This is a genomic window from Exiguobacterium sp. EF_C8, from assembly GCF_054956715.1.
Genome location: NZ_CM143264.1, coordinates 62,501 through 85,000 on the forward strand (window position 1 = coordinate 62,501; position 22,500 = coordinate 85,000).

The window sequence follows — 22,500 nt, forward strand, 5'->3', positions numbered from 1 at the left end:
AAGTCGGAATCGCTAGTAATCGCAGGTCAGCATACTGCGGTGAATACGTTCCCGGGTCTTGTACACACCGCCCGTCACACCACGAGAGTTTGCAACACCCGAAGCCGGTGAGGTAACCGTAAGGAGCCAGCCGTCGAAGGTGGGGTAGATGATTGGGGTGAAGTCGTAACAAGGTAGCCGTATCGGAAGGTGCGGCTGGATCACCTCCTTTCTAAGGAAAACGTCCCTTACGGGACATGCCCATCGTTCAGTTTTGAGAGCTCGTCTCTCACGTCTCGCAAGAGACACTCGCACCTTGAAAACTGAAGACATCAACAAGACATCAAACTTTTAATTAACCATGTCATTTAAGACGTGTGTTCTTAGAATACCAACGCTAGATCAAGGTATGAAGGGCGTACGGTGGATGCCTTGGCACTAGGAGCCGATGAAGGACGCGACGAACAGCGATATGCTTCGGGGAGCAGTAAGTATGCTTTGATCCGAAGATTTCCGAATGGGGGAACCCACCATCTGTAATGGGATGGGACATGTTACATGAATACATAGTGTAACGTGAGGCAGACCCGGGGAACTGAAACATCTAAGTACCCGGAGGAAGAGAAAGCAAATGCGATTCCCTGAGTAGCGGCGAGCGAAACGGGAACAGCCCAAACCGGAGAGCATGCTTTTCGGGGTTGTAGGACACTCTATACGGAGTCAAAAAGGAAGACAGTAGGTGAAGGACCTGGAAAGGTCGGCCGAAGAAGGTGACAGCCCTGTAGCTGAAACTGTTTTCCCTCCAGAGTGGATCCTGAGTACGGCGGGACACGTGAAACCCCGTCGGAATCCGGGAGGACCATCTCCCAAGGCTAAATACTCCCTAGTGACCGATAGTGAACCAGTACCGTGAGGGAAAGGTGAAAAGCACCCCGGAAGGGGAGTGAAATAGATCCTGAAACCGTATGCCTACAAGTAGTCAGAGCCCGTTAACGGGTGATGGCGTGCCTTTTGTAGAATGAACCGGCGAGTTACGATAACGCGCGAGGTTAAGCCGATGAGGCGGAGCCGTAGCGAAAGCGAGTCTGAACAGGGCGTTCAGTGCGTTGTCGTAGACCCGAAACCAGGTGATCTACCCATGTCCAGGATGAAGGTCAGGTAACACTGACTGGAGGTCCGAACCCACGCACGTTGAAAAGTGCGGGGATGAGGTGTGGGTAGCGGTGAAATGCCAATCGAACCTGGAGATAGCTGGTTCTCCCCGAAATAGCTTTAGGGCTAGCCTCGAGGTTGAGAGTTCTGGAGGTAGAGCACTGATTGGACTAGGGGCCCCCACAGGGTTACCGAATTCAGTTAAACTCCGAATGCCAGCAACTTATACTCGGGAGTCAGACTGCGAGTGATAAGATCCGTAGTCAAGAGGGAAACAGCCCAGACCGCCAGCTAAGGTCCCCAAGTGTATGTTAAGTGGAAAAGGATGTGGCGCTGCCTAGACAGCTAGGATGTTGGCTTAGAAGCAGCCACCATTCAAAGAGTGCGTAATAGCTCACTAGTCGAGTGGCGCCGCGCCGAAAATGTAACGGGGCTAAACATACCACCGAAGCTGCGGATTCCGTAAGGAATGGTAGGGGAGCGTTCCAAACCGCTGTGAAGCTGTACCGGAAGGAGCAGTGGAGCGTTTGGAAGTGAGAATGCCGGTGTGAGTAGCGAAAAGAGGGGTGAGAATCCCCTCCGTCGAAAGCCCAAGGTTTCCTGAGGAAGGCTCGTCCGCTCAGGGTTAGTCTGGACCTAAGCCGAGGCCGAAAGGCGTAGGCGATGGATAACAGGTTGATATTCCTGTACCGCCGATCCACCGTTTGAACAATGGGGGGACGCAGGAGGATAGTGACGCATGCGGATGGAAGTGCATGTGCAAGTTTCAAGACCGTCTGATTGGCAAATCCGTCAGGCATCACAGTCAAGGAACGACGCGGAGTCCCGTAGGGACGTAGGTCACGATTTCACACTGCCAAGAAAAGCCTCTAGTGAGGGGGAAGGCGCCAGTACCGTAAACCGACACAGGTAGGCGAGATGAGAATTCTAAGACGCGCGGGATAACTCTCGTTAAGGAACTCGGCAAAATGGTCCCGTAACTTCGGGAGAAGGGACGCTCTACATGAGTAGAGCCGCAGTGAATAGGCCCAAACGACTGTTTAGCAAAAACACAGGTCTCTGCTAAATCGCAAGATGACGTATAGGGGCTGACGCCTGCCCGGTGCTGGAAGGTTAAGGGGATGGGTTAGCGCAAGCGAAGCTTTGAACCGAAGCCCCAGTAAACGGCGGCCGTAACTATAACGGTCCTAAGGTAGCGAAATTCCTTGTCGGGTAAGTTCCGACCCGCACGAAAGGCGTAACGATTTGGGCACTGTCTCAACGAGAGACCCGGTGAAATCATAGTACCTGTGAAGATGCAGGTTACCCGCGACAGGACGGAAAGACCCCATGGAGCTTTACTACAGCCTGATATTGAGGCTTTGTGCATGATGTACAGGATAGGCGGGAGACGTCGAGCCCGGAGCGCCAGCTTCGGAGGAGTCACCCTTGGGATACCGCCCTTCATGCATAGAGTCTCTAACTCGCAGCCGTGATCCGGCTGGAGGACCGTGTCAGGCGGGTAGTTTGACTGGGGCGGTCGCCTCCTAAACAGTAACGGAGGCGCCCAAAGGTTCCCTCAGAATGGTTGGAAATCATTCGTAGAGCGCAAAGGCAGAAGGGAGCTTGACTGCGAGACCTACAAGTCGAGCAGGGACGAAAGTCGGGCTTAGTGATCCGGTGGTTCCGCATGGAAGGGCCATCGCTCAACGGATAAAAGCTACCCTGGGGATAACAGGCTGATCTCCCCCAAGAGTCCACATCGACGGGGAGGTTTGGCACCTCGATGTCGGCTCATCGCATCCTGGGGCTGGAGTAGGTCCCAAGGGTTGGGCTGTTCGCCCATTAAAGCGGTACGCGAGCTGGGTTCAGAACGTCGTGAGACAGTTCGGTCCCTATCCGTCGTGGGCGCAGGAAATTTGAGGAGAGCTGTCCTTAGTACGAGAGGACCGGGATGGACGCACCGCTGGTGTACCAGTTGTTCCGCCAGGAGCATCGCTGGGTAGCTACGTGCGGACGGGATAAATGCTGAAAGCATCTAAGCATGAAGCCCCCTCCAAGATGAGATTTCCCTTTGAGTAATCAAGAAAGACCCCTCAGAGACGATGAGGTAGATAGGTCACGGGTGGAAGCATGGCGACATGTGGAGCTGAGTGATACTAATCGGTCGAGGCCTTGTTCTAGCAGATGCATTGTTGATGACTTCAGTTTTGAGGGCGCGAGCCCGTCGTCTGGTGACGATAGCCAAGTGGTCACACCCGTTCCCATGCCGAACACGGAAGTTAAGCACTTGAACGCCGAAAGTAGTTGGGGGCTTCCCCCTGTGAGGATAGGACGTTGCCAGGCACTTGACCGATCTGCAGATTGCAGGTCGGTCTTTTTGTGTTATGTGAAACTTCAGACTGTTCTGATTATTGGTCGAGTCATTGACATGACACCCTCTGCTTGTTACCATAACATCAATATTCTTTTATAAAAGAGAAAGCGAGTGGATAACATGTGGGAGAACAAATTTGCTAAAGAGGGTTTGACGTTTGATGACGTCTTACTCGTACCCCGTCGTTCGAGTGTCTTACCGCGCGACGTTGATTTATCTGTCACGCTATGTGAAGGGATCACACTTAATATTCCGTTGATCAGTGCTGGGATGGATACAGTCACAGAAGCTCCGATGGCAATCGCAATGGCACGCCAAGGTGGTCTTGGTGTCATTCATAAGAACATGTCAATGGAAGAGCAAGCAGAACATGTCGATCGCGTCAAACGTTCTGAAAATGGTGTCATCACGAATCCGTTCTATTTAACGCCAGAGCGTCAAGTCTACGATGCTGAGTATTTGATGAGTAAGTACCGCATCTCAGGTGTTCCGATCGTTAACAACGAAACAGAGCGTAAATTAGTAGGAATTTTGACGAACCGTGATCTTCGTTTCGTTAAGGATTATTCGACTGTCATTGAAACAGTAATGACAACAGAAGAACTCGTGACAGCAAAAGTTGGTACGTCCCTCGCAGAAGCAGAACAGATTCTCCACAAGCATCGCATCGAAAAGTTACCACTCGTTGATGAGAACGGTGTGTTAAAAGGATTAATCACGACAAAAGATATCGAAAAAGTCGAACAGTATCCACATGCTGCGAAAGATCAATTTGGTCGTTTACTTGTCGCAGCAGCTGTCGGTGTGACGAAAGACGCTTCAACACGTGCGAAGTTCCTGGTCGATGCAGGTGTTGATGCACTCGTCGTCGATACAGCTCACGGTCACTCAGAAGGTGTTCTCGTCAAGGTACGTGAATTACGTGAAGAATATCCAACCTTACCAATCATTGCGGGCAACGTTGCGACTGCAGAAGCAACACGCGATTTGATTGAAGCCGGCGCATCTGTCATTAAAGTCGGTATCGGACCTGGTTCGATTTGTACGACACGTGTTGTTGCAGGCGTCGGTGTACCACAGATTACAGCCGTCTTCGATTGTGCGACAGAAGCACGTAAACACGGCGTTTCGATTATCGCTGACGGTGGCATTAAGTACTCTGGAGATATCGTGAAAGCACTTGCTGCTGGTGGTCACGCTGTCATGCTCGGAAGCTTGCTTGCAGGAGTAGAAGAGAGCCCAGGTGAGATGGAAATCTATCAAGGACGTCAATTCAAGACGTACCGTGGTATGGGTTCTGAAGCATCGATGAAACGCGGTAGCCAAGACCGTTACTTCCAAGAAGCAGACAAGAAGTTCGTTCCAGAAGGAATCGAAGGAAGGGTCGCTTACCGTGGTAAACTCGGTGACTCAGTGTACCAACTCGTCGGTGGTATTCGTTCAGGTATGGGATACTGTGGTGCTGCGACGTTAGAAGAATTGCGTGAAGAGACACAGTTCATCCGTATGACGGGCGCTGGTTTGCAAGAAAGCCATCCGCACGATATTCAAATTACCAAAGAAGCCTCTAACTACACACGTCAATAAACAAAAGCCTCGTCTTTCTCTAGCAGAAAGGTGAGGCTTTTTTTATGATGATCTATGCAGATTCCATGCGTCTATCAATAATTGTAATCCTTCCGTCAACTCATGCTCAGAGAGACTCGCAAATCCAAGAACGATTTGAGGCGTATTGGAGAGAAGTGGTAACTGGGCGTATTGAGAGAGACCGTATACTTGGATGCCTTGTTGTTGTGCCCGCTTTACTAGCTCTTGCTCCGTCATTCCGTTCGCTACGGAAACGACAACATGGAGTCCAGCACTTTCGCCAGTCAACCGTAAGGCAGGGATCCGGCGAAGCGATTGGATCAGCACATCTAGTTTACGACGATAGACTTTACGCATCCGATTGAGATGTCGTTCAAAGTCGCCCTCTTTCATGAAACGTGTCAAGATCGTTTGATCAAAGCGTGAGACACTACAAGTATAATGGGATAATTCGGCCTGATACTGTGCGCGTAAGACTTCCGGTAAGACCATATAACCAATCCGTAGTGAAGGCATGAGCGATTTTGAGAAGGTACTCATATAAATGACACGATTGCTGTCCATGTTGTGCAAAGACGGGATCGATTTACCGCTATAGCGGAATTCGCTATCGTAGTCGTCTTCGATGATAAAACGGGTCGGATCCATCGCCGCCCAGTTCAACAACTGGTGTCTTCGATTGACGGACAGGATGCTACCGGACGGAAACTGATGTGCCGGTGTGACATACATGACATCAACATTTGATTCCTGCAGTTGATCGATGCGTAATCCATTCGCATCGACACGAATCGGTTCAATCATTCGTTCATGATTTTCAAGCAAGAGGCGTGTCGTATGATAACCGGGATCTTCGATGCCGTACGTGACGTTTCGTCCTAGTAAGAAAAGAACGATGGGCAACAGTTGCTCGATACCTGAACCGACGACAATCTGTTCCGGAGAACAGACGACACCACGTGAGTGATAGAGATAAGTCGCAATCTCTTCGCGCAACGTTAGATCGCCTTGCGGATGACCGAGCGAGACGAGTGGATGGTGATCGGTATCTATGATGTCTTTGGCATACTTTCGCCAACGGGTGAACGGGAAAGAGATCCCTTCAATCTTACTTGGATGAAAGTCATACGTGATGACCGGTTTTTCTTTAATCACACGCGGTTCGATGACGGGTGAGGTTTTGACGTAAGCAAGTTCCTCATAGGCAAGAACGAAATACCCTTTACGCGAGATGGATTCGACATAACCTTCTGCGACAAGTTGTTGATAAGCAAGCTCAATCGTCGTTTGACTTAAGTTCAAGAATTGACCGAGCTTTCGTTTAGAAGGCAATTTTGTGCCGTACGCTAAACGTCCGGCGATGATTTCGTTTCGGATCTGTTGATAAAGTTGTTCATAAAGAGGTTTCTCTTGATCGCGTGTAAGTTGAAATGATAGCATGTCCATCTCGTATGACTCCTTCATAATAAACTGACCTGTTGAAATCATCATAAACTGATACTTTTAAAAGTGTCAACGTTCCGTATACTAAAGGGGTGAAAGTCAACCAAGGGGGAATGGATATGGAACGTCAACAAGGAACGGATCGTGTCAAACGTGGAATGGCTGAAATGCAAAAGGGTGGCGTCATCATGGATGTCGTCAATGCGGAACAAGCAAAGATTGCGGAAGCAGCAGGAGCTGTTGCAGTCATGGCACTCGAACGTGTCCCGTCGGATATTCGTCGTGACGGAGGTGTGGCACGGATGGCAGATCCGTTGATCACGGAAGAAGTACTTGGGGCAGTCTCGATCCCCGTCATGGCAAAATGCCGAATTGGTCATATCGTCGAAGCGCGTGTCCTTGAATTGATGGGGGTCGATTTCATCGATGAGAGCGAGGTACTGACTCCGGCAGACGAGCAATATCATTTACTGAAGTCGGAGTTCACCGTACCGTTCGTCTGTGGCGTACGTGATCTTGGGGAAGCCGCTCGCCGGATTGCCGAAGGAGCGGCGATGATTCGGACAAAAGGCGAGCCTGGAACTGGGAACGTCGTCGAAGCCGTTCGCCATATGCGACAAATTCAAGCGCAATTGAATCAGATTTTGCATGTCAGTCCAGATGAATTGATGACATTTGCGAAAGAGTGGGGTGCTCCGTACGAAGTATTACGAGATATTCGGACACAGGGACGTCTACCAGTCGTCAATTTTGCAGCCGGAGGAGTTGCGACACCAGCTGATGCCGCTCTCATGATGCATTTAGGGGCAGATGGTGTCTTCGTCGGATCGGGGATTTTTAAATCAGAACACCCAGAACGTGTGGCTCGCGCGATTGTTGAAGCGGTTACGTATAAAGATGATTTTGGACGGATTGCCTCTTTATCCAAAGGGCTCGGAACAGCAATGAAGGGAATCGATGTCACTTCGATGCCGTTTGAAGAACGGATGGCGACACGCGGATGGTAATCGGTATTCTTGATGTTCAAGGTGCTGTCCGCGAACATCAACAGCAACTTGAAGGTCTTGGTGTAGAGGTCGTTCTCGTCAAACATGCGAGTGATCTCGAGAGACTGGATGGACTCGTCTTACCCGGCGGCGAATCGACCGCGATGCGTCGATTGATTGAGCGTTATGCCTTGCTGGAACCGCTTCGGGAAAAAGCGACGACGTTACCGATGTTCGGAACATGTGCCGGAATGATTCTACTCGCAACCGCTGTCGAAGCAGGTCAGAGTCATCTCAACGCGATTTCGATGACGGTCCGTCGGAATGCTTTCGGTCGACAAATCGATTCATTTGAAGGATTGCTACCGGTTGAAGGAATTGAGGAGTCGATTGAGGCAGTCTTCATTCGAGCGCCATTGATTCTATCTGTCGGAGAAGGAACACGAGTGATCGCGAAGGTTGAAGACCAAATCGTCGCTGTCGAGACATCACTTCACCTCGCGTGCTCGTTTCATCCTGAATTGACAGAGGACGATCGCTTACATCAGTATTTTTTACAAAAGATTAAACAGCGTCAATCGATCCGTTCGTAAAGCGTGGAAGCATCTGACAGGTTCTACTGTCGGGTGCTTCTTTTGTGCTACACTATTTGTAAAATGAATGATTGAGTGAAGGAGAGACACGATGAAACGAATCTTGCTACTCTGTTTAAGTGTCCTGCTGGTCGTAGGTTTTCCTACAACTGGACAAGCGGCACCTTCGATTCAAGCAGAGTCTTACATAATGGCCGATGCGGTCACAGGAAAAATCCTCCTTCAATCGGAAGCGGATGTTTCTCTACCACCGGCTTCGATGACAAAGCTGATGACGCTTTATCTCGTTCGACGACAAATCGAATTAAAAAAGCTGACGTGGGATCAAAAAATCAAACCGAGTGCAAAAGTGTTGAAGCTTGCGAACACGTCCGGCATCGCTCATGTTCCCGTTAAAGCAAAAACGTATACGGTTCGTGAGATGTATAACGCGGCGTTCATTAAATCAGCCAATGATGCAGCCGTATTGCTAGCCGAAACGGTATCCGGTTCAGAGGCGACGTTCGTTGAAGAAATGAATGAGACAGCGAAGTTATTCGGGATGAATGATACAGAGTATGCGAATGCCTCTGGTCTAGATGCTGTCGATGCGACGCTTCCTGGAACAAATCTGATGACAGCGACGGATATCGCGTTACTCGTCATCCGCTACATCAAGGATTATCCGGATGTACTGGATGTGACGAATAAAACACAGATGAAACTTGATGGAGAGGTCTTGAATAACTCGAATAAGATGCTGGCGAAGGAAAAATTCGCATATGCTGGCATGCGGGGGATGAAGACAGGAACGACCGATTTAGCAGGTTACTGCTTCGCGAGCGTAACGACGCGGGATAATATGACACTTGTCACGGTCGTCATGCGAACGGATTCCGATCAAGCCCGTTTCAAGGAAACGAAAAAGCTACTCGACTATGGTTTTGCGACGTTTGAGCCGTTGACGTATTACGGAAAAGGGGAACGGATCAAAGACGCTCTTCCGATTAAAGGGGCAACCGTCCGGCAGTTAGACGTCGTCACGGACGGTTCGTTATACATCACGGTCTTAAAACAAGCGAAGACGCGGGAACCACGGTTCGACTTCTCAAAAACAACAGCTCCTGTGACGAAACAAGAAGTCGTCGGTACGGTACAGGTCGCGGACGATGGGGTCTATCTACCAGGTTTTGAAACACCGCGTGTGAATTTGTATAGCGCAACTGCCGTTCCACTTGCGAGTGTTCCGACACGCCTCGTCCGCGCTTGGACGGCTTGGTCGAAGCAAATTGAACAAGCGATTCAACAATCGGCTCTTGTCAACTTCCAAGACGATGGTGTAAAGTAAGACTAATCTCATAAAGATGCTATGAACGGACCAAGTAGATGTATCGATACTGTTAAGAGAGCTAGTGGGTGGTGTGAACTAGTCAGATCGATGGATTGAATCGAGCCGGATCGCACACCTTGCGAACAAGGTGCGGGTACGCCCGTTATCGCGTCTTAAGTTGGCTAGATGTGTCTAGCAATGAGGGTGGCAACGCGGATCCAGGTGATTCGTCCCTTTTCGGTAGGAATACCGGAAAGAGACGAGTCGCCTTTTTTTATGACATAAAGGAGGAATTGCAGATGATTGATATTAAACGATTACGCCAAGATTTTGACGCCATTCAAGAAAAGTTAGCGCACCGAGGAGAGGACTTGACGGACATGAACCGTTTCCTTGCACTTGATGAGAAGCGTCGAGAACTGATTGCGCGGACAGAAGTGTTGAAAGCAGAACGAAATGAAGCGACGAAAAAAATCGCTGAACTGAAACGCAATAAAGAGAATGCAGATGAAGCGATTGCTGCGATGCGTAGTGTCGGGGACGAGATCAAGACGCTTGACGACGAATTACGTGACGTCGAAGCGACATTGAATCAACTTCTCCTCGGTATTCCGAACATTCCACATGACAGCGTACCGGTCGGTTCTTCTGAAGATGACAATGTCGTCATCCGTGAAGTCGGTGATAAACCAGCGTTTGATTTCGAAGCGGTCCCGCACTGGGATTTGATGGAGCAATTAAAGATCGTTGACGTAGAGCGTGCTGGAAAGGTCACAGGTAGCCGGTTTGTCTTTTATCGTGGGGCAGGGGCACGTCTTGAGCGGGCATTGATCAACTTCATGATGGATCTCCATCAAGATCAGCACGGCTACACAGAAATCTTGCCGCCACTCATGGTCAACCGCGATTCAATGACAGGAACAGGACAACTGCCGAAATTCGAGGAGGATGCGTTCAAGATTGAAGAGACGAACTACTTCCTTGTACCGACAGCAGAAGTTCCAGTGACGAACATGCACCGCGAAGAAATCCTGACTGCAGATCAGTTACCGATCGGCTATGCCGCATACAGCCAATGTTTCCGTTCAGAAGCTGGTTCTGCCGGACGCGATACGCGCGGTTTGATCCGTCAGCACCAATTCAATAAAGTTGAACTCGTTCGTTTCGTCAAACCAGAAGAATCTTACGAGCAACTTGAATTGTTAACGGGACAAGCAGAGACAGTCTTGAAAAAGCTGAAACTGCCGTATCAAGTATTGAGCATGTGTACAGCTGATCTTGGATTCACGGCTGCGAAGAAATACGACATCGAAGTCTGGATGCCGAGTCAAGGCGTCTACCGTGAAATCTCTTCTTGTTCAAACTTTGAAGATTTCCAAGCACGCCGAGCGCAAATCCGTTTCCGCCGCGAAGCGAACGCGAAACCAGAATTCGTTCACACGTTGAATGGTTCTGCCCTTGCAGTCGGTCGGACAGTTGCTGCGATCTTAGAGAACTACCAGCAAGCGGATGGATCAGTTGTTATTCCAGAAGTGCTTCGTCCATACATGGGTGGTCTTGAAGTGATTCAAGCTTAAGTCAGAAGGGGGAATAATCCCCCTTTCTGTATTTTAAAAAGTTTTTTTAGAAAAGGTCTTTACACGTTAAAAGGCAGATGCTATCATAATTAATGTCAGGAAAACAGACAGGTCATCATGATCTGGTAAGAAGTACGGAGGCGTACTCAAGTGGTTTAAGAGAACGGTCTTGAAAACCGTCAGGCGGCGAAAGCCGTGCGTGGGTTCGAATCCCACCGCCTCCTCCATTTTTATTTTTTGACAACGACATGCACGTTTTATAGCTTGGAGGCGTACTCAAGTGGTTTAAGAGAACGGTCTTGAAAACCGTCAGGCGGCGAAAGCCGTGCGTGGGTTCGAATCCCACCGCCTCCTCCACTTCTTTTTTTTTACCCAAAAATAATAATAATCATGGAGTCGTACCCAAGTCCGGCTGAAGGGGACGGACTCGAAATCCGTTAGGGGTCGCAAGGCTCGCGTGGGTTCGAATCCCACCGACTCCGCTTTTTATAAAGCATCTCAATTCTGAGGTGCTTTTTTGTTGCATCGATTTCTTCGTGCATGCTATGGTTGCCTACGTGAAAAACGAAGAAGAGGTGGACGAAATGAACGAACAAACAAAAGAATCGTTGCTTTCGCATTATGCGATGACGATGACATATGTAAAAGACTTAGAACAGATTTCAGAAGAAGCATGGCGGACATCGTATGCGGAAGGTAAGTGGACGGTTGCTGAGATCATTGGTCACTTATCACCATGGGATCGTTTCATGGTCGCAGAGCGTATTCCGTACTTGCTCGCGGGTGAACCATTCCGTGTTGCGCCGGATAGCCAAGCCGTCAATGATGAAGCAGCGAAGATGAGCCGTGAGCAACAACGGATCTTGACGATTGATGAGTTTTTAGTCAGCCGTGACTTATTGCGCCGTGCAGTCGAATTGATTCCAGAAGATCGCCTGCAGGACAAGGTCGTCATTAAAGACAAAGAGTTGACGATTGGTCAGTTCCTCGGAGCGATGACTCAACATGATTTACACCATATGGAACAGATCAATCAAGTGATTGGTTAATAGGAGGGAGATGCGAGACGCGTCTCCTTTTTTGCGCAAAAAAAGATCTGCCTAAGAGGCAGATCTGATCATTTATCGTGTATTGGCAATGCGCGCAACTTCAAGTTGTTTTTCAATCTTCGCGAGAATCCGGTCGATCGATTCTGGCTCGTTCAGTAAATCGTATTCGTCGATCGACAAGCGGAGTACCGGGCAAATCGTGAAGTTGTTGATCCAGTTCGTATAGCGTTCATACATCTCTTCCCAATATTCGATTGGAGTCTGTTGCTCCATCTCACGTCCGCGAAGACGAATCCGTTCAAGGACTTGCTCGAACGAACCTTCGAGATAGATCAAAAGATCTGGGTGTGGGAAGAATGGTGTCATGACCATCGCGTCAAATAAACTTGAATACGTTTCATAGTCCGTTGGAGACATCGTTCCTTTTTCGAAATGCATCTTAGCGAAGATTCCTGTATCTTCATAGATTGAACGGTCTTGGATGAAACCACCACCGTATTGGAAAATCCGTTTTTGCTCCTTGAAGCGTTCAGCCAGGAAATAGATTTGGAGATGGAAGCTCCAGCGCTCGAAATCATGATAAAATTTATCCAAGTAAGGATTCGTATCGACTTTTTCGAGTGACGTCCGGAAACCAAGGGCATCTGCCAATCCGTTTGTGATCGTTGATTTACCGATCCCAACCATACCGCCGATCGTAATGACGGCATCTGCCGGGATATTGTATTTTTCGCGTAGCTTCAAGTTCATACGTGGTTCGCTCCTTCATATAATTCGTTCCGGATCGTCGTCAAGACGTACTCGAGATCTTCCGGTCGCTTGACGAAGTCGAGTGCATCCCCGTCGAAACGGATGATTTTGACTTCCGGATGTTTGGCTTGATATTCCGTGACGAATGTCTCGTAATCCTCTGCCAATTGTTCGAGATAAGCACGTGACATATTTTCTTCGATTTCTCGTCCGCGTAGCGCAACACGTTTCATCAAGGTGTCGATGCTTGCGTTCAAGTAGATGACAGCATCCGGTTTCGGCATGTCCGTCGTCAGGATCGAATAGATTTGTTGGTACTTCTCGAGGTGCTCTACCTTGAGAGAGCGGTGTGCAAAGATTAAGTTTTTAAAGATATGGTAATCAGCAACGACAGAGCGTTGTTTACTGAGGTAATGACGTTCGATATCATCGAGTTGTTTGAAGCGATTGCACAAGAAGAACATTTCCGTCTGGAAGCTCCATTCTTCGATATCTTCATAGAACTTTCCAAGAAAGGGATTTTCTTCGACGATTTCGCGTAACATAGAAAAAGAGAAATGGTGACTGATGGCGTTCGCAAGTGATGTTTTGCCTACACCAATCGGTCCTTCAACCGTTATGAACATATACAATGACCCTCCGTTCAGCAAAGTGCAATTTATATTTTAGCACAAAGAAGTACGACTTGCTGAAGTTTCAAAAGGAGAATTTTTTTAGAGTGAGGAGTATCATCGATGGAACGACAGGAACACTATATGCGACTTGCGATCGAAGAAGCAAAAAAGGCAGAACAGATCGGAGAAGTTCCGATTGGATGTGTCATTGTCAAAGACGATGAAGTCATCGCGACGGGTTACAATCACCGGGAAACGGATCAACAGGCGACGGCACATGCCGAGTTGATCGCGATTGAGGAAGCTTGCCGAAAGCTCGGGAACTGGCGACTTGAAGGGTGTGAGCTCTACGTGACACTCGAACCGTGTCCGATGTGCGCGGGTGCCATCATGCTGTCACGGATCGAACATGTCATCTTTGGTGCCGTCGATCCGAAGGGTGGATGTTGTGGAACACTGATGAACTTGGTGCAAGACGATCGGTTCAATCATGTCTCACAGTTGACGAGCGGTATATTAGAAAAAGAGTGTGGGGAGATGCTAACGACGTTCTTTCGGGAACTACGTGCGAAAAAGAAAGCACGAAAGCGGGCAATGGGTTGCATCACACCAGATGAAACAGTATAATGAAAAAGCACTGAAACAAGGTGCCACTAAAAATCGATAAACCATTTGCCGTGCTAGGTGGGGATGTAGCGGTTCCCTGTCACTCGCAATCCGCTATAGCGAGACTGAATTCCATGTCGAGGGATATGATTGGTGTGGTCTGCCTCACGTAAGTAGCGTTGACGTTTGAGTCCTGCGCAACAGATACCCATGAACCAGGTCAGGTCCGGAAGGAAGCAGCCTTAAGTGGTGCTCTCTGTGTGTTGCAGGGGTGCTTGGACTGAGCAGGCTGCGTGAGTAACGCATGTTGAACATATTTCAGAATATGGTGCGCGGCAGTTTAATTTTTAAAGACAAGTCTACAGCCGGTTTCGGTTGTAGACTTTTTTAGGTAAAATAGAATGAGGAACTTAAAAAGAGGAGGCGCAAACTTGGCCTATCAAGCACTATACCGCGTATACCGTCCGCAACGTTTCGACGAAGTCGTTGGACAAGCGCATATCACCCGTACGATCCAAAATGCATTGATGGAGGGACGCATGTCCCACGCCTATCTATTTTCGGGTCCTCGTGGAACGGGAAAAACGAGTCTTGCCAAAATCATCGCTAAAGCGATCAACTGTGAGCATGCTCCGGTCAAAGAACCGTGTAATACGTGCCCCACGTGTCTTGCGATCACGGAAGGATCAAGTCCAGACGTCTTCGAAATCGATGCCGCTTCCAATAACGGCGTAGATGAGATTCGGGAAATCCGGGATAAAGTCAAATATCCCCCTTCAGAAGCAGCCTATAAAGTCTATATCATTGATGAAGTACACATGTTGTCGACAGGCGCCTTTAATGCACTGCTTAAAACACTAGAAGAACCGCCGGCACACGCCATCTTCATCTTAGCAACGACCGAACCACATAAAATCCCAGCGACGATCATCTCCCGCTGCCAACGTTTCGATGTAAAGCGGCATGAAGTCGATCAACTTGTAGAACGGATGCAATATATCTTAAAAGATCAATCGATCGAGTATTCGGATACGGCCTTACGATTGATTGCCCGTGCAGCGGATGGTGGCATGCGTGATGCATTGAGTCTACTCGACCAAGCGGTTGCTTTTTCAAACAGTGATTTGAACGATGCTGCTGTTCTTGAAGTAACAGGGGCAGTAGAAGATGAAGCATTACTAAACATTGCCCGTGCCTTGCATGAACATCAAGTCGACCAGTTGTTACAGACGCTTGAGACGATGCAACGAGCGGGAAAAGATTTAAAACGTTTCGTTGAGGATCTTGTCTTCTTTTACCGAGACACCTTATTATTGAAAGCCTCTCCTACAGCTGTCGACTTGCTAGAGCGTGCTCGCCCGACGGATGAGTTCAAACAATTCGTTGAATCGATTGAAGCAGAGACATGCTTTACGATCGTTGATCAGTTACATGACTGCCAACAACAAATGCGATTAACGAATCATCCGCGGGTCCTCGTTGAGATTGCCTTCATTCAAATCGCGGAACAAGGAAGAACGACGGGGCAGATCGTCCAAGCGTTGCAGCAGGAAGTCCGCGAAATGAAGGAGCAGATGCATCAGTGGAAGTCGAATGGTGTTCCAGCTCAAGAAGCGGCTGCACCACAAGCGCAGCCGAAGCGGAAACAAGGACGACCAACCGTTCGAATCGCCAAAGAGCGGATTCGCCAAATGCTAGAACGAGCAGAAAAAGCCCAGTTGCGTGAGATTCAGGAACGCTGGGATCATATCCTAAAGTGGATTCTAAAAGAAGATGGACCAATCTACTCGTTGCTTCATGAAAGTAAACCGGTTCTCTGCTCTGCGGATACGCTATTGATCGAATTCGATGACGGTAAGGGATGGCATTTCGAGCAAGTCATGACCAATGAACGAACACGTTTCGTGATTGAGGAAGCATTATATGAAATATGCGGCGTCAAACGCGAAATTTTAGCGATTCTCTCAAACGATTGGCATGAACTGAAGGCAGAGTTTGTTGCTAAGCGAAATAGTAGTAGTATAGAAGAGAAGGAAACAAAACAAGAATCGGAGAGCGATCAGTTATTGTCCGAGACGCTTGGTCGTTTTGGTGATATCGTAGAGTTCGAAGATTAAATTCGAGGAGGAATACAGATGCGCGGAATGGGAAACATGAATAATATGATGAAACAGATGCAGAAAATGCAAAAGGATATGGCGAAAGCACAAGAAGAATTAAAAGATTTGACAGTGACAGGTACAGCAGGAGGAGAAATGGTCTCAGTCGTCGCCGATGGTCATAAAAATATCGTAGATGTCATCATTAAAGAAGAAGTCGTTGATCCAGATGACGTTGAAATGATTCAAGATCTCGTCTTAGCTGCAACGAACGATGCTTTGAAGAAAGTCGATGAACTCGTCTCAAGTAAAATGGGGAAATTCACACAAGGTATGAATCTGCCGGGAATGTTTTAATTCGTAGGAGGAAACCACTTGCAATATCCTGAAGCGATTAGTCGTTTGATCGAAAGTTTTACAAAACTACCGGGGATTGGTCCGAAGACAGCAGTTCGTCTAGCGTTTCATGTCCTTGATATGGAAGAAGACGATGTCTTGATGTTCGGAAAGGCATTGGTCAGTGCGAAGCGCGATATTGCCTACTGTAGCGTCTGCGGGAATATCACGGATCAAGATCCTTGTTATGTATGTACAGATAAACACCGAAACCGTACGATCGTCTGTGTCGTCCAAGATTCAAGGGATGTCATTGCAATGGAAAAGATGCGAGATTACCAAGGGTTATATCACGTCTTACATGGAGCGATCAGTCCAATGGAAGGGGTCGGTCCAGAGGATATCAATGTATCTAGTCTGCTGACACGCCTTCAAGCGGACGAAGCGATTACGGAAGTCATCTTAGCAACCAATCCGAACATCGAAGGAGAAGCGACAGCGATGTATCTATCGCGTCTCTTAAAACCGACGGGTATTCGGATCACTCGGATTGCCCATGGTCTTCCGGTTGGTGGAGATCTTGAATACGCAGATGAAGTGACGTTATCTCGTGCAATGGAGGGACGTCGCGAACTATGAGTTGGTTTCGAAAGAAGATTCGCAGTGAGTACGACGAGCGTTTGTTAGAAGAATTAGCAAAAGCAAAAGAAGATTATTTGATGAAGCGTCATCTCTTAGAAATCAGCTATGATGACTATGGTGATTTAGAAGCACAAATGAAGTTAGCGGAATCACTGTATTTCTTCTATATAAGCGAAGCAAAAAGAAGACGCGTCTCATTGATGATGAAGTAAACCGCAGCCATTCTTGTCTGCGGTTTTTACATGCTCTAAAAAAACTATAAGTTATTTTAATAAAGTAGTTGCGCCTATCTAATTATCGTGATATATTAATTCATGTCCTTAAGAGGACGAGCGCTTACGGCAAACAAGTAAAAAACAATTTCAAAAAAGTTGTTGACTTCTTGTTTCATACTTGGTATTCTAATTGAGTCGCCAAAACAGGCGCGGACGAACTTTGAAAACTGAACGATGAGGCAAAAATCGTATTCTACGGAATACAAAAACGAATGAAGCGCAAGCTTCGTCAATCGTGACTCCGGTCACAACAACGAGCAAGTCAAACACTTCATGGAGAGTTTGATCCTGGCTCAGGACGAACGCTGGCGGCGTGCCTAATACATGCAAGTCGAGCGCAGGAAGCTGACGGAACTCTTCGGAGGGAAGGCAGTGGAATGAGCGGCGGACGGGTGAGTAACACGTAAGGAACCTGCCTCAAGGATTGGGATAACTCCGAGAAATCGGAGCTAATACCGGATAGTTCAACGGACCGCATGGTCCGCTGATGAAAGGCGCTTCGGCGTCACCTTGAGATGGCCTTGCGGTGCATTAGCTAGTTGGTGGGGTAACGGCCCACCAAGGCGACGATGCATAGCCGACCTGAGAGGGTGATCGGCCACACTGGGACTGAGACACGGCCCAGACTCCTACGGGAGGCAGCAGTAGGGAATCTTCCACAATGGACGAAAGTCTGATGGAGCAACGCCGCGTGAGTGATGAAGGTTTTCGGATCGTAAAACTCTGTTGTAAGGGAAGAACACGTACGAGAGGGAATGCTCGTACCTTGACGGTACCTTACGAGAAAGCCACGGCTAACTACGTGCCAGCAGCCGCGGTAATACGTAGGTGGCAAGCGTTGTCCGGAATTATTGGGCGTAAAGCGCGCGCAGGCGGCCTTTTAAGTCTGATGTGAAAGCCCCCGGCTCAACCGGGGAGGGCCATTGGAAACTGGAAGGCTTGAGTACAGAAGAGAAGAGTGGAATTCCACGTGTAGCGGTGAAATGCGTAGAGATGTGGAGGAACACCAGTGGCGAAGGCGACTCTTTGGTCTGTAACTGACGCTGAGGCGCGAAAGCGTGGGGAGCAAACAGGATTAGATACCCTGGTAGTCCACGCCGTAAACGATGAGTGCTAGGTGTTGGGGGGTTTCCGCCCCTCAGTGCTGAAGCTAACGCATTAAGCACTCCGCCTGGGGAGTACGGCCGCAAGGCTGAAACTCAAAGGAATTGACGGGGACCCGCACAAGCGGTGGAGCATGTGGTTTAATTCGAAGCAACGCGAAGAACCTTACCAACTCTTGACATCCCATTGACCGCTTGAGAGATCAAGTTTTCCCTTCGGGGACAATGGTGACAGGTGGTGCATGGTTGTCGTCAGCTCGTGTCGTGAGATGTTGGGTTAAGTCCCGCAACGAGCGCAACCCCTATCCTTAGTTGCCAGCATTCAGTTGGGCACTCTAGGGAGACTGCCGGTGACAAACCGGAGGAAGGTGGGGATGACGTCAAATCATCATGCCCCTTATGAGTTGGGCTACACACGTGCTACAATGGACGGTACAAAGGGCAGCGAGACCGCGAGGTGGAGCCAATCCCATAAAGCCGTTCCCAGTTCGGATTGCAGGCTGCAACTCGCCTGCATGAAGTCGGAATCGCTAGTAATCGCAGGTCAGCATACTGCGGTGAATACGTTCCCGGGTCTTGTACACACCGCCCGTCACACCACGAGAGTTTGCAACACCCGAAGCCGGTGAGGTAACCGTAAGGAGCCAGCCGTCGAAGGTGGGGTAGATGATTGGGGTGAAGTCGTAACAAGGTAGCCGTATCGGAAGGTGCGGCTGGATCACCTCCTTTCTAAGGAAAACGTCCCTTACGGGACATGCCCATCGTTCAGTTTTGAGAGCTCGTCTCTCACGTCTCGCAAGAGACACTCGCACCTTGAAAACTGAAGACATCAACAAGACATCAAACTTTTAATTAACCATGTCATTTAAGACGTGTGTTCTTAGAATACCAACGCTAGATCAAGGTATGAAGGGCGTACGGTGGATGCCTTGGCACTAGGAGCCGATGAAGGACGCGACGAACAGCGATATGCTTCGGGGAGCAGTAAGTATGCTTTGATCCGAAGATTTCCGAATGGGGGAACCCACCATCCGTAATGGGATGGGACATGTTACATGAATACATAGTGTAGCGTGAGGCAGACCCGGGGAACTGAAACATCTAAGTACCCGGAGGAAGAGAAAGCAAATGCGATTCCCTGAGTAGCGGCGAGCGAAACGGGAACAGCCCAAACCGGAGAGCATGCTTTTCGGGGTTGTAGGACACTCTATACGGAGTCAAAAAGGAAGACAGTAGGTGAAGGACCTGGAAAGGTCGGCCGAAGAAGGTGACAGCCCTGTAGCTGAAACTGTTTTCCCTCCAGAGTGGATCCTGAGTACGGCGGGACACGTGAAACCCCGTCGGAATCCGGGAGGACCATCTCCCAAGGCTAAATACTCCCTAGTGACCGATAGTGAACCAGTACCGTGAGGGAAAGGTGAAAAGCACCCCGGAAGGGGAGTGAAATAGATCCTGAAACCGTATGCCTACAAGTAGTCAGAGCCCGTTAACGGGTGATGGCGTGCCTTTTGTAGAATGAACCGGCGAGTTACGATAACGCGCGAGGTTAAGCCGATGAGGCGGAGCCGTAGCGAAAGCGAGTCTGAACAGGGCGTTCAGTGCGTTGTCGTAGACCCGAAACCAGGTGATCTACCCATGTCCAGGATGAAGGTCAGGTAACACTGACTGGAGGTCCGAACCCACGCACGTTGAAAAGTGCGGGGATGAGGTGTGGGTAGCGGTGAAATGCCAATCGAACCTGGAGATAGCTGGTTCTCCCCGAAATAGCTTTAGGGCTAGCCTCGAGGTTGAGAGTTCTGGAGGTAGAGCACTGATTGGACTAGGGGCCCCCACAGGGTTACCGAATTCAGTTAAACTCCGAATGCCAGCAACTTATACTCGGGAGTCAGACTGCGAGTGATAAGATCCGTAGTCAAGAGGGAAACAGCCCAGACCGCCAGCTAAGGTCCCCAAGTGTATGTTAAGTGGAAAAGGATGTGGCGCTGCCTAGACAGCTAGGATGTTGGCTTAGAAGCAGCCACCATTCAAAGAGTGCGTAATAGCTCACTAGTCGAGTGGCGCCGCGCCGAAAATGTAACGGGGCTAAACATACCACCGAAGCTGCGGATTCCGTAAGGAATGGTAGGGGAGCGTTCCAAACCGCTGTGAAGCTGTACCGGAAGGAGCAGTGGAGCGTTTGGAAGTGAGAATGCCGGTGTGAGTAGCGAAAAGAGGGGTGAGAATCCCCTCCGTCGAAAGCCCAAGGTTTCCTGAGGAAGGCTCGTCCGCTCAGGGTTAGTCTGGACCTAAGCCGAGGCCGAAAGGCGTAGGCGATGGATAACAGGTTGATATTCCTGTACCGCCGATCCACCGTTTGAACAATGGGGGGACGCAGGAGGATAGTGACGCATGCGGATGGAAGTGCATGTGCAAGTTTCAAGACCGTCTGATTGGCAAATCCGTCAGGCATCACAGTCAAGGAACGACGCGGAGTCCCGTAGGGACGTAGGTCACGATTTCACACTGCCAAGAAAAGCCTCTAGTGAGGGGGAAGGCGCCAGTACCGTAAACCGACACAGGTAGGCGAGATGAGAATTCTAAGACGCGCGGGATAACTCTCGTTAAGGAACTCGGCAAAATGGTCCCGTAACTTCGGGAGAAGGGACGCTCTACATGAGTAGAGCCGCAGTGAATAGGCCCAAACGACTGTTTAGCAAAAACACAGGTCTCTGCTAAATCGCAAGATGACGTATAGGGGCTGACGCCTGCCCGGTGCTGGAAGGTTAAGGGGATGGGTTAGCGCAAGCGAAGCTTTGAACCGAAGCCCCAGTAAACGGCGGCCGTAACTATAACGGTCCTAAGGTAGCGAAATTCCTTGTCGGGTAAGTTCCGACCCGCACGAAAGGCGTAACGATTTGGGCACTGTCTCAACGAGAGACCCGGTGAAATCATAGTACCTGTGAAGATGCAGGTTACCCGCGACAGGACGGAAAGACCCCATGGAGCTTTACTACAGCCTGATATTGAGGCTTTGTGCATGATGTACAGGATAGGCGGGAGACGTCGAGCCCGGAGCGCCAGCTTCGGAGGAGTCACCCTTGGGATACCGCCCTTCATGCATAGAGTCTCTAACTCGCAGCCGTGATCCGGCTGGAGGACCGTGTCAGGCGGGTAGTTTGACTGGGGCGGTCGCCTCCTAAACAGTAACGGAGGCGCCCAAAGGTTCCCTCAGAATGGTTGGAAATCATTCGTAGAGCGCAAAGGCAGAAGGGAGCTTGACTGCGAGACCTACAAGTCGAGCAGGGACGAAAGTCGGGCTTAGTGATCCGGTGGTTCCGCATGGAAGGGCCATCGCTCAACGGATAAAAGCTACCCTGGGGATAACAGGCTGATCTCCCCCAAGAGTCCACATCGACGGGGAGGTTTGGCACCTCGATGTCGGCTCATCGCATCCTGGGGCTGGAGTAGGTCCCAAGGGTTGGGCTGTTCGCCCATTAAAGCGGTACGCGAGCTGGGTTCAGAACGTCGTGAGACAGTTCGGTCCCTATCCGTCGTGGGCGCAGGAAATTTGAGGAGAGCTGTCCTTAGTACGAGAGGACCGGGATGGACGCACCGCTGGTGTACCAGTTGTTCCGCCAGGAGCATCGCTGGGTAGCTACGTGCGGACGGGATAAATGCTGAAAGCATCTAAGCATGAAGCCCCCTCCAAGATGAGATTTCCCTTTGAGTAATCAAGAAAGACCCCTCAGAGACGATGAGGTAGATAGGTCACGGGTGGAAGCATGGCGACATGTGGAGCTGAGTGATACTAATCGGTCGAGGCCTTGTTCTAGCAGATGCTTGTTGATAACTTCAGTTTTGAGGGCGCGAGCCCGTCGTCTGGTGACGATAGCCAAGTGGTCACACCCGTTCCCATGCCGAACACGGAAGTTAAGCACTTGAACGCCGAAAGTAGTTGGGGGCTTCCCCCTGTGAGGATAGGACGTTGCCAGGCTTTTGTTTTTTTAATAAAACAATTGACAGACTTACATAGATGTTTTATCATTATAGAAGTCGTCACCTTAT

Annotated in this window: 14 protein-coding genes, 3 tRNA genes, 6 rRNA genes, 1 other RNA gene and 1 other annotated feature (1 of these 25 running past the window's edge); of the genes, 21 read left to right on the forward strand and 3 right to left on the reverse strand. The window is 49.4% G+C overall.

Annotated features, from left to right (window positions below):
• From ACY2IG_RS00305 to guaB, 4 genes are all read left to right on the forward strand, one after another.
• Positions 1-211: ribosomal RNA gene (locus tag ACY2IG_RS00305) — 16S ribosomal RNA — on the forward strand; it begins 1,351 nt to the left of the window's first position.
• A gap of 168 nt (positions 212-379) precedes the next feature.
• Positions 380-3,293: ribosomal RNA gene (locus tag ACY2IG_RS00310) — 23S ribosomal RNA — on the forward strand.
• Positions 3,294-3,340: 47 nt separating this feature from the next.
• Positions 3,341-3,456: ribosomal RNA gene (rrf, locus tag ACY2IG_RS00315) — 5S ribosomal RNA — on the forward strand.
• The 16S, 23S and 5S rRNA genes sit together here, the layout of an rRNA operon.
• A 151-nt stretch (positions 3,457-3,607) precedes the next feature.
• Positions 3,608-5,074 carry an IMP dehydrogenase gene (gene guaB, locus ACY2IG_RS00320; RefSeq protein WP_035409917.1) on the forward strand — a complete coding sequence of 489 codons (1,467 nt, stop codon included), beginning with the start codon at positions 3,608-3,610 and terminating at the stop codon, positions 5,072-5,074.
• 42 nt (positions 5,075-5,116) lie between these two features.
• Here guaB and pdxR read toward each other — a convergent pair whose 3' ends face one another.
• The gene (pdxR, locus tag ACY2IG_RS00325) at positions 5,117-6,520 is read right to left on the reverse strand and encodes a MocR-like pyridoxine biosynthesis transcription factor PdxR (RefSeq protein WP_462618239.1); all 1,404 of its coding nucleotides are present in this window, start codon (positions 6,518-6,520) and stop codon (positions 5,117-5,119) included.
• Between the two features lie 116 nt (positions 6,521-6,636).
• Here pdxR and pdxS point away from each other — a divergent pair, with 116 nt between their 5' ends.
• The 8 genes from pdxS (at position 6,637) to ACY2IG_RS00365 (ending at position 12,031) form a co-directional block, all read left to right on the forward strand.
• Complete coding sequence (pdxS, locus tag ACY2IG_RS00330; RefSeq protein WP_462618240.1) at positions 6,637-7,524, forward strand: pyridoxal 5'-phosphate synthase lyase subunit PdxS; 888 nt, start codon at positions 6,637-6,639, stop codon at positions 7,522-7,524.
• Positions 7,518-8,096 (forward strand): pyridoxal 5'-phosphate synthase glutaminase subunit PdxT, encoded by a 579-nt coding sequence (pdxT, locus tag ACY2IG_RS00335; protein ID WP_056062024.1) that lies wholly within the window; start codon positions 7,518-7,520, stop codon positions 8,094-8,096. The genes pdxS and pdxT overlap by 7 nt, the downstream gene beginning before the upstream one ends.
• Positions 8,097-8,187: 91 nt before the next feature.
• Positions 8,188-9,423: a D-alanyl-D-alanine carboxypeptidase family protein gene (locus ACY2IG_RS00340; protein ID WP_462618241.1), complete on the forward strand. Its 1,236-nt coding sequence runs from the start codon at positions 8,188-8,190 to the stop codon at positions 9,421-9,423.
• 12 nt (positions 9,424-9,435) lie between these two features.
• Positions 9,436-9,643: a binding site (T-box leader), on the forward strand.
• Between the two features lie 61 nt (positions 9,644-9,704).
• Positions 9,705-10,982, forward strand: a complete 1,278-nt coding sequence (gene serS, locus ACY2IG_RS00345) for a serine--tRNA ligase (RefSeq protein ID WP_035409899.1) — start codon at positions 9,705-9,707, stop codon at positions 10,980-10,982.
• 136 nt (positions 10,983-11,118) lie between these two features.
• Positions 11,119-11,209 (forward strand) — tRNA-Ser (locus tag ACY2IG_RS00350).
• Between the two features lie 39 nt (positions 11,210-11,248).
• A tRNA-Ser gene (locus ACY2IG_RS00355) sits at positions 11,249-11,339 on the forward strand.
• 35 nt (positions 11,340-11,374) lie between these two features.
• Positions 11,375-11,464 (forward strand) — tRNA-Ser (locus ACY2IG_RS00360).
• 102 nt (positions 11,465-11,566) lie between these two features.
• Positions 11,567-12,031 (forward strand): DinB family protein, encoded by a 465-nt coding sequence (locus tag ACY2IG_RS00365; protein ID WP_035409903.1) that lies wholly within the window; start codon positions 11,567-11,569, stop codon positions 12,029-12,031.
• Positions 12,032-12,103: 72 nt separating this feature from the next.
• On the opposite strand, the gene ACY2IG_RS00370 is transcribed toward ACY2IG_RS00365, so the two are convergent.
• Entirely contained in the window at positions 12,104-12,781 is a 678-nt protein-coding gene (locus ACY2IG_RS00370) for a deoxynucleoside kinase (protein ID WP_023469877.1), read from the reverse strand.
• Positions 12,778-13,407 carry a deoxynucleoside kinase gene (locus tag ACY2IG_RS00375; protein WP_035409906.1) on the reverse strand — a complete coding sequence of 210 codons (630 nt, stop codon included), beginning with the start codon at positions 13,405-13,407 and terminating at the stop codon, positions 12,778-12,780. The genes ACY2IG_RS00370 and ACY2IG_RS00375 overlap by 4 nt, the downstream gene beginning before the upstream one ends.
• A gap of 108 nt (positions 13,408-13,515) precedes the next feature.
• On the opposite strand from ACY2IG_RS00375, the gene tadA reads away from it, so the two are divergent.
• The 9 genes from tadA to rrf (ACY2IG_RS00420) all read left to right on the forward strand — a co-directional run bounded on the left by tadA (position 13,516) and on the right by rrf (ACY2IG_RS00420) (position 22,429).
• A complete protein-coding gene (tadA, locus tag ACY2IG_RS00380; protein WP_035409909.1) occupies positions 13,516-14,022 on the forward strand; it encodes a tRNA adenosine(34) deaminase TadA in 507 nt (168 codons plus the stop codon).
• A gap of 48 nt (positions 14,023-14,070) precedes the next feature.
• An RNA gene (gene ffs, locus ACY2IG_RS00385) (signal recognition particle sRNA large type) lies at positions 14,071-14,337 on the forward strand.
• Positions 14,338-14,432: 95 nt separating this feature from the next.
• Entirely contained in the window at positions 14,433-16,118 is a 1,686-nt protein-coding gene (dnaX, locus tag ACY2IG_RS00390; RefSeq protein ID WP_462618242.1) for a DNA polymerase III subunit gamma/tau, read from the forward strand.
• A gap of 18 nt (positions 16,119-16,136) precedes the next feature.
• Positions 16,137-16,457 (forward strand): YbaB/EbfC family nucleoid-associated protein, encoded by a 321-nt coding sequence (locus ACY2IG_RS00395; protein WP_029343040.1) that lies wholly within the window; start codon positions 16,137-16,139, stop codon positions 16,455-16,457.
• An 18-nt stretch (positions 16,458-16,475) separates the two neighbouring features.
• Positions 16,476-17,075 carry a recombination mediator RecR gene (gene recR / locus ACY2IG_RS00400; RefSeq protein ID WP_462618243.1) on the forward strand — a complete coding sequence of 200 codons (600 nt, stop codon included), beginning with the start codon at positions 16,476-16,478 and terminating at the stop codon, positions 17,073-17,075.
• On the forward strand, positions 17,072-17,290 hold the full coding sequence (locus tag ACY2IG_RS00405; RefSeq protein ID WP_050679042.1) for a YaaL family protein: 219 nt from the start codon (positions 17,072-17,074) through the stop codon (positions 17,288-17,290). The genes recR and ACY2IG_RS00405 overlap by 4 nt, the downstream gene beginning before the upstream one ends.
• Positions 17,291-17,623: 333 nt before the next feature.
• Positions 17,624-19,185, forward strand: a 16S ribosomal RNA gene (locus ACY2IG_RS00410).
• Positions 19,186-19,353: 168 nt separating this feature from the next.
• Positions 19,354-22,267 (forward strand): 23S ribosomal RNA (locus ACY2IG_RS00415).
• 46 nt (positions 22,268-22,313) lie between these two features.
• Positions 22,314-22,429 (forward strand): 5S ribosomal RNA (gene rrf, locus ACY2IG_RS00420).
• The last annotated feature ends 71 nt before the right edge of the window (positions 22,430-22,500 follow it).